16 protein-coding genes and 1 tRNA gene are annotated in these 16,067 nt (G+C 44.5%); 8 read left to right on the plus strand and 9 right to left on the minus strand.

All coding sequences use genetic code 11. The features are described 5' to 3' along the window. Positions 1 to 103: 103 nt before the first annotated feature. A complete protein-coding gene (locus OIU26_RS07115) occupies positions 104 to 301 on the minus strand; it encodes a hypothetical protein (RefSeq protein WP_013370066.1) in 198 nt (65 codons plus the stop codon). A 307-nt stretch (positions 302 to 608) separates the two neighbouring features. On the opposite strand from OIU26_RS07115, the gene OIU26_RS07120 reads away from it, so the two are divergent. From OIU26_RS07120 to OIU26_RS07135, 4 genes are all read left to right on the plus strand, one after another. Next, complete coding sequence (locus tag OIU26_RS07120) at positions 609 to 1,562, plus strand: TIGR01212 family radical SAM protein (RefSeq protein WP_013370065.1); 954 nt, start codon at positions 609 to 611, stop codon at positions 1,560 to 1,562. Then, complete coding sequence (locus OIU26_RS07125) at positions 1,563 to 2,144, plus strand: class I SAM-dependent methyltransferase (RefSeq protein ID WP_264216373.1); 582 nt, start codon at positions 1,563 to 1,565, stop codon at positions 2,142 to 2,144. 180 nt (positions 2,145 to 2,324) lie between these two features. Next, entirely contained in the window at positions 2,325 to 3,299 is a 975-nt protein-coding gene (locus OIU26_RS07130; protein ID WP_013370063.1) for a type I phosphomannose isomerase catalytic subunit, read from the plus strand. A 25-nt stretch (positions 3,300 to 3,324) separates the two neighbouring features. Further along, on the plus strand, positions 3,325 to 4,329 hold the full coding sequence (locus tag OIU26_RS07135; RefSeq protein ID WP_165081427.1) for an alpha/beta fold hydrolase: 1,005 nt from the start codon (positions 3,325 to 3,327) through the stop codon (positions 4,327 to 4,329). A 101-nt stretch (positions 4,330 to 4,430) separates the two neighbouring features. Here the strand turns inward: OIU26_RS07135 and OIU26_RS07140 are convergent, their stop codons facing one another. From OIU26_RS07140 to OIU26_RS07150, 3 genes are all read right to left on the minus strand, one after another. Next, positions 4,431 to 4,961, minus strand: coding sequence for a YfiT family bacillithiol transferase (locus OIU26_RS07140; protein ID WP_264216375.1), 531 nt, complete (start codon positions 4,959 to 4,961; stop codon positions 4,431 to 4,433). 141 nt (positions 4,962 to 5,102) lie between these two features. Beyond that, on the minus strand, positions 5,103 to 6,398 hold the full coding sequence (odhB, locus tag OIU26_RS07145; protein ID WP_264216376.1) for a 2-oxoglutarate dehydrogenase complex dihydrolipoyllysine-residue succinyltransferase: 1,296 nt from the start codon (positions 6,396 to 6,398) through the stop codon (positions 5,103 to 5,105). 5 nt (positions 6,399 to 6,403) lie between these two features. After that, entirely contained in the window at positions 6,404 to 9,301 is a 2,898-nt protein-coding gene (locus OIU26_RS07150; protein WP_165081423.1) for a 2-oxoglutarate dehydrogenase E1 component, read from the minus strand. A gap of 589 nt (positions 9,302 to 9,890) precedes the next feature. Between OIU26_RS07150 and OIU26_RS07155 the strand changes: the two genes are divergently transcribed. Then, the gene (locus tag OIU26_RS07155) at positions 9,891 to 11,162 is read left to right on the plus strand and encodes an MFS transporter (protein ID WP_165081421.1); all 1,272 of its coding nucleotides are present in this window, start codon (positions 9,891 to 9,893) and stop codon (positions 11,160 to 11,162) included. A gap of 244 nt (positions 11,163 to 11,406) precedes the next feature. Here the strand turns inward: OIU26_RS07155 and OIU26_RS07160 are convergent. Beyond that, positions 11,407 to 11,480: transfer RNA gene (locus OIU26_RS07160), tRNA-Pro, on the minus strand. A 128-nt stretch (positions 11,481 to 11,608) separates the two neighbouring features. On the opposite strand from OIU26_RS07160, the gene OIU26_RS07165 reads away from it, so the two are divergent. Continuing rightward, a complete protein-coding gene (locus OIU26_RS07165; protein ID WP_264216377.1) occupies positions 11,609 to 11,785 on the plus strand; it encodes a hypothetical protein in 177 nt (58 codons plus the stop codon). A gap of 220 nt (positions 11,786 to 12,005) precedes the next feature. Here the strand turns inward: OIU26_RS07165 and OIU26_RS07170 are convergent, their stop codons facing one another. Both OIU26_RS07170 and OIU26_RS07175 read right to left on the minus strand, forming a co-directional pair. Continuing rightward, positions 12,006 to 12,812: a barstar family protein gene (locus OIU26_RS07170; RefSeq protein WP_264216378.1), complete on the minus strand. Its 807-nt coding sequence runs from the start codon at positions 12,810 to 12,812 to the stop codon at positions 12,006 to 12,008. 93 nt (positions 12,813 to 12,905) lie between these two features. Beyond that, positions 12,906 to 13,394 carry a HEAT repeat domain-containing protein gene (locus tag OIU26_RS07175; RefSeq protein WP_264216379.1) on the minus strand — a complete coding sequence of 163 codons (489 nt, stop codon included), beginning with the start codon at positions 13,392 to 13,394 and terminating at the stop codon, positions 12,906 to 12,908. Between the two features lie 205 nt (positions 13,395 to 13,599). Between OIU26_RS07175 and OIU26_RS07180 the strand changes: the two genes are divergently transcribed. Then, complete coding sequence (locus OIU26_RS07180) at positions 13,600 to 14,358, plus strand: DUF2087 domain-containing protein (protein ID WP_264216380.1); 759 nt, start codon at positions 13,600 to 13,602, stop codon at positions 14,356 to 14,358. A 33-nt stretch (positions 14,359 to 14,391) separates the two neighbouring features. Next, a complete protein-coding gene (locus OIU26_RS07185; RefSeq protein ID WP_013370054.1) occupies positions 14,392 to 14,733 on the plus strand; it encodes a GIY-YIG nuclease family protein in 342 nt (113 codons plus the stop codon). 2 nt (positions 14,734 to 14,735) lie between these two features. Here OIU26_RS07185 and OIU26_RS07190 read toward each other — a convergent pair whose 3' ends face one another. Beyond that, positions 14,736 to 15,296, minus strand: coding sequence for a GNAT family N-acetyltransferase (locus OIU26_RS07190; protein ID WP_264216381.1), 561 nt, complete (start codon positions 15,294 to 15,296; stop codon positions 14,736 to 14,738). Between the two features lie 28 nt (positions 15,297 to 15,324). Next, on the minus strand, positions 15,325 to 15,882 hold the full coding sequence (locus OIU26_RS07195; protein WP_058712466.1) for a hypothetical protein: 558 nt from the start codon (positions 15,880 to 15,882) through the stop codon (positions 15,325 to 15,327). Positions 15,883 to 16,067 lie beyond the last annotated feature (185 nt).

The raw sequence follows: 16,067 nt of genomic DNA on the forward strand, positions 1-16,067 counted from the left end.
TTACTCCTCCATATGCTCTGTTATCAAGGAAAAAGGAATTCCACCCCCGCTTGAAGATACGGAAATGAAATTCCTTTTTCAATATATTTGGATTGGGGTCCAACTAGTTTAATTGTTCATAGTCTACCCCATCAGCAGGTGAAAAATCAATTGTCTTTTGGCAAGCGGCTCTGATTTTTTGACGTGCAGCCGTTCCAATCTGACGATCCTGCCCAAAACGGACACCAGTCAATGCTAACGCCTCATCAAAGGTTAACTCAACAGTAACTTTATCCATACGCGTCTTATCCTGCGTATTCATAAAAGATCACCTCACGGGTTATTTGTGATGGAACCGACGTGCACTTCCCCTAAAGCAGGCGATAGAAACAGCATAGCTGCCTCCCTGAAGAATAATCATTAGCGGCTGATAAGTTTTTATCTTCAGGATTAAAAACAGTCCTTTTATCATATGTCTGGTACCGCTTACAATATAACATATTGTGTAACCTTTTTCAATCCGGAAAGCGATAAAATCCGCACTTTTTAATGACTTTCTTGGTCAAGTGATTCCCATTTAAGATTGAATTTTGTTACAATAGGGTGATCGTAAAAAAAGGAGTCCTCCCATGAAAACAGATTTGTTGCCTGCTCCTCTCCTGTGGGGAGATAAACGGTTCCATACATGGAATTACGAAATGCGCGAGCAATTTCAAAATAAAGTGTTTAAAGTCATGCTGGATGCGGGTTTTACTTGTCCAAATCGCGATGGATCCATTGCCAAAGGGGGTTGTACCTTTTGTAGTGCACGCGGCTCAGGTGATTTTGCCGGACGTCGCCGCGATGATTTGGTCACCCAGTTCAATACGATTCGGGATCGCCAGCATTTAAAATGGCCCAATGCTAAATATATTGGCTATTTTCAAGCCTACACCAATACGTATGCCCCGGTTGAGGAACTACGAGAATATTTCGAGGTTATTTTGGAACAGCCCGGTGTTGTCGGTCTGTCCATCGCTACACGTCCCGATTGCCTGCCTGATGATGTAGTCGATTATCTAGCCGAGCTGAACGAACGCACGTACCTATGGGTCGAAATGGGCCTGCAAACTGTCCATGAATCGACCTCTGAGCTGATTAATCGTGCTCATGATACTCAGTGCTATCTGGATGCTGTAGAAAAGCTACGTAAGCGGAATATCCGTGTGTGCGCCCACATCATTTATGGTCTACCGCAGGAGACGCATGAAATGATGCTCGATACAGGACGTGCAGTAGCTGCTATGGATGTGCAGGGCATCAAAATCCATCTCCTGCATCTCATGCGTAAAACGCCAATGGTCAAGCAGTACGAAGCCGGATTGCTACGCTTTCTGGAAAAGGACGAGTACATTAAGCTCATTGTAGATACCCTGGAGTTTTTACCCCCTGAAATGATCGTTCATCGGTTGACCGGAGATGCACCACGTGATTTACTGATGGGGCCTATGTGGTCGCTTAAAAAATGGGAAGTGCTTAACGGCATTGATAATGAACTAAAATCACGTGAAACGTGGCAGGGAAAATACTGGAGGAAATCTTAAATGGGATTCCTGTCTGTTCTGAGCTATGCTCATCAATTAGTAGCTGCGCGGGTGCAGCCAGGAGATACTGCTATAGACGCCACTGTCGGCACAGGAGCCGATACGTTGTTTCTGGCTAAAGCTGCTGGCAAACGGGGCCGCGTCTATGGGTTCGATATCCAGCAGGCAGCTTTGGATTACGCTCGTCGTCGGCTAGAAGAAGATACTTCCTCTTCATTAGCAGAAGTATCACTATTGCTGCAAGGCCATGAGCAAATGCGGGAGGCCGTTCCAGATCTGCTGCATGGTAAAGTGGCCGCGGTCATGTTTAACCTTGGCTACTTGCCGTCCGAAGGCGCCGATCTTACGGTCATCACACATACAGACAGCACGCTCGTCGCACTTGAAGCTGCCTTGCATTTGCTGCGCCCGCGCGGTATTTTGACTGCCGTATTATATCCAGGACACGCCGGAGGCAGGGAAGAAGCGGAAGCGGTTCTTCATTGGGCTTCTACCCTCCCAGTCTCCAGCGGTCAAAGCATTATTTACCGTCAACTACAACGAGACGCTTCACCTTACGTAGTGGCGGTTGAAAAAAAATAATGTCGGGTTTTTAAACTCGCATATTCTCGCATATTTAGGTAATGAGCGGCTTTTTAGCCGCCTTACATATATTTTATAGCGCCATATGGGTCTATTCTCCCGGTTTTTTGCCCAGCGGCACGTTTTGATTGCCTGATTCTGTTAGATCGTACTCATTACTCATTATGGAGGAGAGAAATCATGCTAAAGCCATACCCGCTGCAATTCCAACCTGAGTTCAAAGAGAGAGTTTGGGGAGGACGAGCCTTAGAACAATTTGGTCTAACCCCACCCGAAGGACATATTGGTGAAGGATGGATGATTGCCGATCATCCGAACGGAACAACAACGGTCATCAATGGCGAGCTGGCTGGAAAAGGGCTGGATGAAATCCGCCAGACTTACGGACAGGATTGGCTTGGGGCAAAGGGCGTATCGAAAAAAGGCGGACGTTTTCCACTTTTGATTAAGCTGCTGGATTGCAATGATGATTTATCTGTTCAGGTGCATCCGACGGATGATTACGCCGGACTTCCAGCTGGAGAATTAGGAAAAACCGAAATGTGGTACGTGCTTGATGCCAAGCCTGATGCCAAAATCATTTATGGTCTGACCGAAGGTGTAACCCGTGAAAGTCTGCGTACAGCTCTTGAAAGCGGAGATATCATGGGCAGTTTGCGCCAAGTTCCAGTTGAAGCTGGCGATACATTCTTCATCCCCGCTGGAACCGTGCATGCACTGTGTGCGGGTGTAGTGGTTGCTGAAATTCAGCAAAATTCGGATACAACCTATCGTTTATATGACTATAATCGCCCCGGTCTGGACGGCAAACCTCGTGAGTTGCACATCGAGGACTCCCTTAATGTAACTTCCTACGAAGGTGCAGGCGCAACAACGATGAAAACGGACGGCCTGCAGCCTGGAGAATGGCTCCAACTGGCATCCTGTGAGTATTTTGTTGTGGAAAAGGGTATCGTAGATGGAAGTTGGGCACTTTCTACAACGGAAGACAGCTTCACTATTCTTGTAATTTGCGAAGGCAGTGGGACCATAACATGGGACAATAATACGGAGTCTCTTTCCTGTAAAGCTGGAGATTGCTTCCTGCTCCCTGCTAATTTGGGCGGTTACACGCTAAATGACGGAATGACCGTACTTAGATCTTATCTTCCTTAAAGCTTAAAGGATGTGATGTCTAATCATGCGGGAATACACCTTCACCATCGCGGAAGATGACGGAACAGAGCTATTTGCTTATCGATGGCTGCCCGAGCCGAACATTCCTATCAAGGGAATCGTTCAAGTTTCGCATGGCATGTGTGAGACATCATACCGCTACATTCGGCTGGCCGAAAAGCTTACCGCTTCTGGTTACGGCGTGTATGCCAACGATCATATCGGCCACGGGCGCACAGCTGGTGATCCTGATAAGCTCGGTATGCCGGGAGCCAATGCATTCAACCGAATGGCAAAAGGCATGCTGGAGCTAGGCGAAATTGCGGCCAAGGAATTCCCTGATCAGTCTCGTTTTTTACTGGGTCACAGCATGGGGTCCTTTTTAACCCAGAAAATTATGTATGATGATCAGCAGGCGTATCACGGGTTTATTTTATCGGGAACCAACGGACGACGTAGTCTGCTGAAACTCGGAGAACAGGTTGCTCTGCTGCAAGCCAAACTGCAAGGAATGGATCATCGTAGCATGCTGCTCAACGCTATGGTCTTTGGCGGCTTTAACCGTGCTTTTCGTCCTGTGCGCACAGCGTTCGACTGGCTGTCCCGTGATCCTGAGGAAGTAGATCAGTTCGTGCACGACCCACTATGTGGAGCTATTTGCACGACAGGCTTTTTCCTCGATTTTTTCAGGCTTTTGCAAGAAATTCACTGGCCTTCCTCGTTGAAAAACATTAATCCCAAACTGCCCGTTTATATTTTTGCCGGGGATCGTGATCCGGTGGGCTTGTTCGGAAAAGGTGTGTTGTCGCTAGTGGATATGTATCGAAGCCTAGGGCTTCAAGACTTGGAGTATCGCCTTTATCCTGACGGTCGCCATGAGATGTTGCATGAAACAAATCGCGACGAGGTAATGAGTGACATCGTGGACTGGCTCGACCGTCATATTAACACAGGGGCAACCTCTGTTTCCGTTGGGTCTGGAGCCTCCGAAACATCCGCTTTATCAGCTTCGCCCAAGTCATCTTCCTAGTGAGAAATTAGCAAAAGAAGCCTTTAAAGCACGATAAAAGTGGCTTTAAAGGCTTCTTTTGTATTCCTTTATTTTTCATCAGGGCATCATTTTGGAGTTAATTACCATGCATTTCGTTCTTTCAGCGAAGTAATATGAGCTGTGTGATGCTTGCCATGCCAGGCATAGATGCCAATGTTTCTTTCCAGACGGATCGTCTGGCCCGATTCAGGATGAATAAATGTTCGGTGTAGCTGATCTTCCCCCAATGAACGCAACATGATCACCCACCGTTCATGAAGTCCTTCCAGCAATTGCAACGAAGGTTCCAGTGGAAGCTCTCTAGCGTCTGGTATTTCAGCCCAACGCCCCTCATCATAGGGTTTGATTGTCGGTGTATCTTCTGTCAGCGCTAGCTTAAAACGGATATAGCTGTTCATATGGCTGTCTGCCAAATGATGAACAACCTGCCGAATCGTCCATCCTCCTTCACGATAAGGCGTATTTAACTGTTGCTCATTTAGTCCTTCGACCGCCTGACGCAATTGTCCAGGCAATTCAGCAATGTCGTCGATCCATGTGGTTAACTGTTCTTCTGTAATGGTATCTGGAACCACGAACGGTCCAATCGGGTAGCGCAAGTCTTTGTCCAAAACAGTTCCCGCCCTTCTCTGTATCTGAATGTCTGCAATTGTCTATAGCCTTATGTTATAACTATGCAGGAAAAAAAGCAGACCCGCAAGAGTCTGCTTTTGTCATGCACGTACAAGGGAGATGCACTCGAATGATATATTTTATCCTTCCAGCAACAATGATTCGGGATCTTCCAGCAATTCTTTGACCGTTACCAGGAAACGGACCGCCTCGCTACCATCAATAATACGGTGGTCATAGGACAACGCGATATACATCATCGGACGATTTTCCATACGTTCCTCGTCGATGGCAATCGGGCGAAGTTGGATTTTATGCATTCCCAAAATACCCACTTGCGGCGTATTCAGAATTGGCGTAGACAGCAGGGAACCGAAAATACCTCCATTGGTTATGGTAAAGGTTCCTCCTTGCAAGTCTGCCAGAGAAAGTGAATTGGAACGAGCTTTGCTAGCCAAATCGGCAATGCTCTTCTCAATTTCAGCAAAACCAAGCCGATCAGCATCCCTGACAACGGGAACGACCAAACCTTCCTTGGCAGATACAGCAATCCCGATATCATAGTATTTTTTCAGTACGATATCATCGCCATTGATTTCTGCATTCACAGTAGGGAAGCGCTTGAGCGCGCCAACCACTGCCTTTGTAAAGAAGGACATAAAACCCAGCCCTACATCGTGTTTCTCCTTAAACTTATCTTTACGGCGTTTGCGCACATCAAGAATAGCGGTCATATCCACTTCATTAAAAGTGGTAAGCATGGCGGCTGTTTGCTGTGCTTCAACAAGACGCTTGGCAATCGTCGCTCTCCGACGGGACATCCGCTGCCGTTCCACAGGCTTGCTGTACTCTGTTTGAGCTGGAGACGGTGACACAGACTTGCCAGCAGCGGGAGACGCAGGTACAGATGCTGTACGTGATACTTCAGCGCTGTTATGCGTTTTTACGTCCTCCTGAAACACACGTCCAAGCGGGTCCTTTCCTTGTACCTGTTCAAGGTCAATCCCGCGCTCACGCGCCAGCTTCCGGGCGGATGGTGATGCCGTCTGACCATTCCCGTCACTATTGGAGGGGATGGGCGGTGCAGACTTTTCTACTGCTTTACCGCCGCTTTCTACGGAAGTCGGTGAAGTTGCTACGGACGGCGCTTCAGGCGCTTGAGTCGCTGCGGCTTCTCCGGCACCAGTTGCTTCCGCACCACTGTCGTTTCCGATCAAGCCAACAGCTTCACCGATAACCACAGTATCCCCCTCTTGACGAAGGATTTTCTGGACTACACCTGCTTCTTCGGCGCTAATTTCCAGATTGACCTTATCCGTTTCCAGCTCCAGTAGAACATCTCCCTGTCCTACGGAATCTCCTTCCTTTACAAGCCATTTGGAGATTGTCCCTTCCGTGATGGATTCTCCCATTGCTGGCACTATAATATCACTCACAGCCGCTACCTCCCCAGTGTAATATTGTTTTTGGAATCCTGCTTCAACGCCGATTGAATAATTCGCTGTTGTTCTAGGCTGTGGACTTGCTGATAACCGCTCGCCGGGCTGGAACGATCCGGTCTGCCTGCGTAGCGAATTTCCGCTCCCTGTGGCACAACCTCCCGCAGACGAGGCTCCATATAACTCCAGGCCCCCATATTTTTAGGTTCTTCCTGAGCCCATACGAACTCCTTAACATGTGGGAAGCGACTAAAAATATTCCGAATTTCCTCTGCCGGGAAAGGATATAGCTGCTCCACACGAATAATGTGCAAACGCTCCTCTGCTTCATTCCCGTTTTTATCCTTCTCCAACGCTTCCTCCAGATCAATGGCAATCTTGCCACTGCACAGTACAATGCGCTCTACCCGATCCGGACGTGATCCCAGACCAGATTGCTCCAACACAGGACGGAATGTTCCCTCACTGAATTCAGAAGCAGGTGAAGCCACACGATTGTTGCGAATCAGGCTCTTCGGCGACATCATCACAAGCGGGCGAGCTTCCTCACTTTCGCTTAATGCAGCCTGACGGCGCAGCAGATGGAAATACTGTGAGGCGCTACTCAAATTGGCGACAGTCCAGTTATTTTGTGCAGACAACTGGAGGAAACGCTCTAGACGTGCACTCGTATGCTCAGGTCCTTGTCCTTCACTACCATGCGGTAACAGCATCACCAGACTGGATTTCTGTCTCCATTTGGCACGGCCAGCGGAAATGAATTGGTCGAAAATAACCTGCGCACAGTTGGCAAAATCACCGAATTGCGCTTCCCAAATGACCAAAGTCTCAGGAGAAAACACGTTATAGCCATACTCGAAGCCGAGGACTGATGCCTCAGACAATGGACTGTTATGAATACTGAACGAAGCACGTGCTTCCGGCAATGTATGCAGCGGGCAATGGGTACGCCCGGTTTCAGGCTCATGCAGCACAAGGTTACGGTGAGCAAAAGTAGCTCGCTCCGCATCCTGACCTGTCATACGAATAGGCTTGCCGTCTGCTAGAATGGTAGCTAAAGCGAGTGTCTCCGCCAAGCTCCAATCTACCTTTTCACCCTCGTTCAGAGCGGTTTTTCTACGCTGTAAAATTCGATCCAGCTTCGGATATACATGAAAAGCCTGTGGCCATTTGAGTAAATTTTCATTAATTTGACGCAGTTTTTTCATTTCAACCGCAGTACGGACCGGTGTGCTCTGATTCTTTTTCGCCTTCACAGCAGTAAATTCAGGCTCCTCCTCCGGTTGATTCTTCACATGCTCATGTGCTTCCTTCAGTCGGTTTTGGACCTTCTCAATGAGGCCAGCACTAAATGCTTCATCCACTATGCCCTGCTTCATCAGCTTTTGAGCATATAATTTGCTCACCGTTGGATGATTCTTTACCTTGCGATACACAAGCGGTTGAGTTGTTTCCGGATCATCGGATTCATTGTGACCATAACGACGGTAACCAATCAGATCAATCAGAAAATCCTTCTTGAAGCGATTACGGTACTCACCAGCCATACGAGCCGCTGCAATACAAGCCTCAGGATTATCCGCATTCACGTGTACAATTGGAATTTCGTAGCCCTTGGCCAGATCGCTGGCATAACGGGTCGAACGTGAATCAACACTCTCTGTCGTAAAGCCCAGACGATTGTTCACAATGATGTGCACTGTGCCACCATTACGGAAGCCGCGCAAATTGGTGAAATTGAGTGATTCGGCTACGATACCTTCACCCGGGAACGCCGCATCACCGTGCATAATAATGGTAGCTGCCTTGCTAACGTCCAGCTTCGGATAACCAGCCTCACTGCGATCTTCCTGTGCCGCACGCGAAAATCCCTGCACCACCGGATTCACATATTCCAGGTGACTTGGGTTGTTCGCCAATGTCAGACGGGCCTGAACGGCTTCCCCATCTTTTACAAAACGATCCGCACCCAGATGATATTTTACATCCCCAGTCCAGCCGTAGTTAATTCCAGTGGAACCTTCCGACGGAATCAGATCCTTATTGGGGGAATGATGAAATTCAGAGAAAATTTTGCTATAAGGCTTGCCCAGCACATGTGCCAATACATTCAGACGACCACGATGCGCCATCCCCATCAGGACATGACTTGCTCCTGCATTGGTGGTTAGACGAATAACCTCGTCGAGTACAGGGACAAGCACATCATTACCCTCGATGGAAAAACGCTTCTGCCCGACGAATGTTTTATGCAAAAACTCTTCGAACTGTTCTACTTCTACCAATCTGCCCAGCAACGACTTGCGTTCCTGTGTTGTAAGTGGCTTGGAGGACCAGCCGGATTCTGCATAGCTGTTCAGCCAGCGGCGTTCCTCCTCGTTATGAATATGACTAAATTCATAGGCAATCGGTCCTGTGTATGCTACACGTAGCCGTTGAATGGCTTCCCACCCGTTCAGTGTTCCCGCTGGAGCGTTATCCCATATTAAAGAGGCTGGAAAAGCCTTTAGGTCTTGTTCAGTTAAACCGTAAGATGCTGGATCAAGCAGACGTGTATCCTGCTCTGCATCCAGTCCCAGTGGATCGATTTGGGCGGCCAAATGTCCGTATTCACGGATATTCCACACCATTTTGCCCGCTGTAACCGCTTTCTGTAATGTGTTCGAATCAAGGTGCCCCAAAGCATTTACGGGGGGGCCTTGTAATTTGTTGTCTATCATGGAAGCAGCCGAATATTCGGATTGTGGCGGCTCGCCCCATTGATCAAACAGCTCGCGGTAAGCCGGATCAACCGTTCCGGGATCCGCTACATACTTTTCATACTGGTCCTGCACATAACCTAGATTAGGTCCGTAATACGTCTGCCAAGGTACCTGTCTGCTGCTCTCTTCCATTGTCATCTCGTTCCCTCCGTCAAATTTTGAAATTCATAGCTGGACGGAAATCATTTTCATTTTGTCGTTTTGTTAAATCTCTAATTTAAGCAATTCACATTATGTTCACATTATATGAAATCCATGATCAAAAGTCGAATTTCACAGTGCTTATTTCTCTTTCATTGTATAAAGTTTTCTAGCTATGAGCATTTCCTTTTTCTCAACATATCCATGCGTAAATGAGATGAATCGGGCTATTCTGTAATTCTGTAGTCTTTATCATTTAAAGATTAGGATGTGATATAAACGGATATCCTAATCACGAACTTAAATCTGTGACTGGTATATAAAAGTAATCGCTATAAATGGCGAGGATTTAGCTTAATTAAGATTGGAGATTGACACCCTTTTGTGATTCAGAAATCAAGCACATGGCAACTTAAATAACCAGCTGTCGGATATCAACCGATGGCTGGTTATTTAAGTTATCGATACGATGCAAATTCAAACTTAAAGTGACATTAAAGTCACTTTTCTGTACAATTTTCCTACTTTTCACTATTATTTTACTTAGGCATCTAAAAACCGCTTTGAAAGCGAAAGGGATGAAACTGTGACTGGACTAAAACAAATACTCAGAAACAAGAACTATGTCAGATTTTTTCTGGCAACCTTCGCCTCACAAATGGGAGGAATTATCGGAGTTACTGCATTCATGTTTTATTTGTTGAAACGGTTTACAAATCAGCCTTACTATGCAACACTTGCCGAGTTAATGTATTCGCTCCCGATGCTGGTAGTATTTCTCGTGGTTGGAGTGCTGGCAGATCGGATGGACAGACAAAAAATTGCTGTTAATTGTGACTGGATTAGCGCCTTTTTATCCTTATGCTTGCTTGTTTTTATTTGGATCGATTCGATTCCTTTGGTATTTGCCCTCCTCTTCATCCGTAGTGCTGCCTCCAAGTTTTTCTTTCCAGCCGAAAGTGCCATTATACAGGGGATATTAAGCGAAGATGATTACACCATTGCCGCAGGCCTCAATCAAATGATGGGGAGTCTTTTCATGTTATTTGGAGGAACTCTGGGGGCCGTCGTTTACTGGCACTTTGGAATTACTGGAGCCATCCTCATTGATGCTATTTCTTTTATTGTGTCTGCACTGCTCATTCGTTCTTGCAAAATTCCCAAGGAAGTACGCCTTCCGAACGGTGCACATCAATTTAAACAATTAAAATTCAAACTTGTCATGATCGATTTTAAACAAGGGTTTCTTTACATATTACGCAACAGACTATTGCTTTGGTTGGTTTCAGGCTTTTTTATGTTCGGTATTTTAAATGGTGGTTTTAGCGTTTTACCGATGTTTATCCTTAAATATAAGCTAGCTCCAGGCAACTATGAGCAGTATATGGTTTGGACAGGTATTATTTTTGGAGCTGGTGTGTTGCTTGGTACACTAATTGCTTCGCTCATCTCCACCAAGCTAAAGCTACACCAAATGATTGCAGCCGGAGTTCTGGTAGCTGGAATAGGCATGTGCATACTTGGATTTGTTAACCACCTCTATGCTTTTATGATTATCAATTTTGTCATTGCACTGATCCTTCCGTTCATTAACATTGGTATAGGAGGATGGCTGCCTCGTATTGTAGATCCTCAAATGATGGGACGTGTGCAAGGTTTGATTAATCCGTTAATGATGTTGTCCCAGTCTCTTACATTAGGTTTCATTGCTGTAAGCTTTCCTTCATTTATTTCAATTGAGCTCTTGTTTTTATTAGTTGGGGTCTGTACCGTTATGGTAGGCATATACTACACTATTGTGCTTCCCCGTTATGCTGATTACAGCACTTCTTCTAAGGCCCTTCAGGAATCTTTATAGGTAAATTAAAAAAGTCATAAATGGTAGTATTGAAGGGAATGTTGATTTGCCACTTCTGCCCCCCAATCCCGTGCAGAAGTGGCTTCATCCTATCTCCCCTCAATGCTTCACAAGTACATACATTCGTTACATACGGCTAGCTCGTCAAAACCCAGTAGCGACAAAGAGCGATAGGATATATGTAATATACAAAAAAATGCCCGGCAGGCGCATTATCTGCACCAGCAGGACATTTGGATTATAATCGGAGTAGCGGGATTCGAACCCACGACCTCACCCACCCCAAGGGTGCGCGCTACCTAGCTGCGCTATACCCCGATAAACCAGTGTATGTAAATCGTTTCTGTTATTTACCATTATAATATGGTCACAAAAACCTGTAAAGGAATAATTTAGTCAGAATAACAAAAAATATAAACCGAAATCTGAGATCACAGGAGCTATCCATGCAGAGCAAAAAAATAATTATCCGAGCAGTAGTATTACTTTTTTTAGTACAGCTAAGCATTCCTATGTGCTTCACCTTTGCACAGAATGACCTTGTCATAGATCAAAAAACGAAAGAGAGACTAGCAGAGCAATATGGCTTGGAAGAACCTCAGCCACCTGCATCAGAGCAGTAGCAAAACATATTATTGGGAGCTGATTGGGGTTTTAGTTCTCCTGCTGGTGCTGTTGTGGTGGAATTCACTATATTCATTCGAAATCCGCTCATATTTATTAGTCAACAACTGATACATTCGCTAAAATAGTCATACGCAAACTTTAAATATATTCGTCCCTGTATAAGATGGATGCATTAATTTATATTCCATTTCAAAATTCCCTTTTTGCTTTGCTATCTTAATTCGAGGAAAAATTCACGGTAACACCACCTGATACTAAGATCGTTAAAAGATCCATAAAATATTGCTGTGGTGAAAATCTATAGTATCTCTCTTCTTGATCCCATTCTTCCTCGAATCTTTCCAAGAAATAATGTGCGTTTTGCCAATGGATTGTGAACGGTCCTACTGCCCCAAAACCTCCACAGAGACAGTCCGATATACTGTCCAAGCTAAATCCAAAGTACCCTCCAGGCCCATTAATCGCTTCCCCAAGTGCTATAAAAAATGTTGTAAAATCAAATATGTGTTTCCCGTCTAAGGTGTAGACTTCTCCTCGTTTATCCAGTCTGGAAGATTGAAAACAATTAGATGCAGAATGTATTCTAGTCACGTTTAGCCATCCAGACCGTTCTTCTTTAGAAAAGCCTTGCCATATATTATTTTCAAGCGATTGAGCGCACTTTAATAACTCCCATAATCTTAATTCCACAGGGGAGGGCTTCGTTTCAAGTATGCCTGTTAACTCCAGATTGAAGTTTCCTTTACTATAATTTAGTTTATGGATTATATAGGATTCAGGTAGGTGATAATAATAGCTTCCAATCACTTTTTCTTCATCATCTAAAATAGCAATGTACAAGTTGGATACAGATTGTTTTGTCTTTGCTATGTTTTCTATGAATTCTTCGTTAAATTCAAATTGCTCAAAAATGACCTTTTCATTCGTTCCAACCATAATATCACCCGTTAACCCAACCACATCTCGACAATAACCAACTGTGAGCCCACTTTCATCGTCCATAACAGCAAATCTCTGTCTCAATTTATATCATACCTCCCAACAATAATTTTAAGGAATATAGCATTTCAGGATAGGCAATAATCAATTAATTTGAAGCCAATAAGGTTAAAGGTCTTATGTAAAAAGCTCTAAAGATTCTAGCAAAAAGTTACGCTTATATTTATTTTTATGATCGCCCAGCTTTCTTCTTATCATTTGTCTACATAGCTCCTTTTGAGCCTCAGAGATTTTATCTTGCACGGTACTTATCAGTTGATAGGATTGTCTACTCGCTTCAAAGGTATCATCCAGTAAATCTACCAGCACCACAACATGAGTAGATACGTCAAAAAATTCTAGAGCATATAACAGTGTTCCTCTATTCCCTTTCGTCTTAGGACTTCTTAACAAGTCAATAAGTGGCAGCACCGCTTCACTGTCTCCTAGATAAGCTAACGTAATGGCGATTACATTTCTGAGCAATGCACTATCCGTTGTTGCCAAATAACTCAATAATATTGGAGTGAATGTATGATCCAGCTTTTCACCCACATCCTCTATAATCCTTATCGCTTCCTTTAAATCTCCACTCTCTATGACTTCTTCTAATCGGAATTTGTCCATTGTTTACCAACCCATCTTATTACAATATATAGAAACTATCCAGTCTTAATACAATTCATTAGTTTACATATAATAACAATCCTATTTCTCTTTTGTATATAGCGAACATTGTCGAGATCTAAAAAATATCCACTCATTGATTTAAAATAAACAAAGTGTTATATTGTCTATAAAATAATCATCATTTAATTGAGGTGTTTGCTAAATGGATCATTCCGAACTATTCTGGAATGCTGATATTGAAGAACTGAAGCGTGGATATATTCGCCAAGGAGAGCAGGTAGTTTGCCTCTTGGACGGACAACGATACGAGCAAGGCATCATATATCAGGATCAAGGGGTATTTTATGACGCGGAGCGGTATATGCGTCTTCATATTGAGCGGACGTACGGATCGGTCTTCGACTATTTGATTGGTCTGGATAAAAAGCTGACTGGACTGACGGATCATCAAAATCGGTTGCTTCAGTTATTTTATCAAGGGATGGGCGATGCGGATATTCAAAAGGAAACCGGAATCGGCAGTGCATCCACCATACGCAATCATCGCTTTGGTCTCAAGGAAAAAGAGCGGCAGGCCAAGATATTTCTCACATTAATGGAACTGTTAAAGGAGAAAGATCGCCACGCTCCCGCCATGGTAGAAGTACCCGTACAAGCACGGATGGTGGATGAACGCTACAACATTACGGAAGACGAAAGGCTCAAGGTACTCACGAAGTATTTTCCGAATGGTACGGACGGGCGCCTAAAGACCTTTAAAATGCAAGAAAAACACAAGCTGATTGTACTGCGTGAAATTGTGGGTCGTTTTGTGAAGGGACAAATATATCATGAGAAAGATATCAATGCGATTTTACAGGAAGTATATGACGATTATGTCACGGTGCGAAGATATATGATTGAATATGGTCTACTAGATCGCAAACCGGATGGCAGTGAATATTGGTTGAAGGAATCTTGAAGCTAGGCGCTTATAAAATAGGAGGATTCGACAATGGATCGAAGAAAAGAACTAGTTCAGCAATACATGGAGATGAAGACAGAGGCGGGAATCTATTGCATTCGCAATACACATAATGGAAAAATTTTCATTGCTTCCACGCCGAATTTAAAGTCGCTGAATGGACGGCGTTTTGAGCTAAATATGGGTGGATTTAAGAATAAACAACTACAACAGGAATGGAATGAGTACGGCGAAGATTCGTTTGAATTTGAGGTGCTGGATGTTTTGAAGAAAAAGGATTCGGAGTTCTTTGATGTCAAAGATGCGCTGGCAAAGCTGGAGCAGACCTGGCTTGATCGACTCCAGCCTTACGGGGACAAAGGATATTTGTAAACTTACTGCTCCGCAGAAAACTCCTTGCGAAGATAGCCAAAAACAACAGCGTCAACAAACTGACCTTTTTCATAAAAGTAATCTCTCAAGTGCCCCTCTTTAGTAAAGCCACTTTTGAGCAATAGCCGTCTGGAGCCTTCGTTATCTGGATCAATGAAGGCTTCTATACGGTGAACCTCCGGCAATTGAAAGCCGTAATCCACCACCACCTTCATCGCTTCTGTCATCAGGCCTTGCCGCCAGTATTCCGGTGCCAGCTCATAACCGATTTCGATACGGGAGTGTTCCTTCTGCCAGTTGTGAAATCCAATTGTACCCACGATCCGCTCAGGAGCTTCTTTTAACGTAATCCCCCAGCGAAAGCCCTCTTGCTTCTCATATCTGGTTAGCATGGAACGAATAAATTTCTCAGCTTGCTCTACCTTCGTAAAGCTTTCCAAATCATAATATCTTGTGACCTCATCTCTGGAGAAATAGTTGAATATGTCCTCCGCGTCTGCTAATGTAAGCTGTCTTAAATAAAGCCGATCGGTTACCAAAACCGGAAACGTTTCCATTGTCATTATTCAACTCTCCTTCACATCGAAGAACCTATCTTGTCAACCACCAGCCGATCCCCACCACTACTCCATTGATGAAGAATAATGCGGTGCATGCTCTCCATTTGTTGACTTCACTTGTTTGAAAAAAGCCAGTCACGGTACTACGACACATAAACAACGTAAAAAATAAATTCCAAATAATACGCATACCATATTTAATGTAGTAAAAAGCAGGACTTAGCTGCACACCGCCTAACGCTGGAGAGATATCGGGAATAAACAGAATTGCACACGCATAACGCATGGTCTCATATGTAAAATAAAATAATGCCAGCCACCAAGCCCACTTCTTACCGAACAACATACCAATACCGGCAGCCGTTCCTGCCAGACCGAGCAACGCGATAAATCCTTGAAACATGCCCCTGCACATGCCTAACAACGTAGAAGCCTCATTTAATGCATTAAGCGTCAATAGCTGTGTCACCAACAGGAGTGCTCCATTAAAAATCAGTAAAATAGCTGAAATGCTTACACCTAAAGGTCGTTCGAAAGCCACGTTCGTTACATAATCTTCTACTTCTTTTTTTGTATACAGATCGGACACTTCTTCTACTCTCCTAACCCAATTATTACATCCATTTTGCGGCGGGCATAATAACAGTGTGTTTTCGCCTCATTTCCATATATCGGCTTTTAGGAAAATATGGTTTAATCTTCCCTGAAAAATTCCGTTATCTATACAATAATTTATTATTCAGGGCAACTATGCTATCAAATCAACGACATGAG

This window comes from Paenibacillus sp. BT-177, from assembly GCF_025846815.2.
GTDB classification, from domain to species: Bacteria; Bacillota; Bacilli; order Paenibacillales; family Paenibacillaceae; genus Paenibacillus; species Paenibacillus polymyxa_C.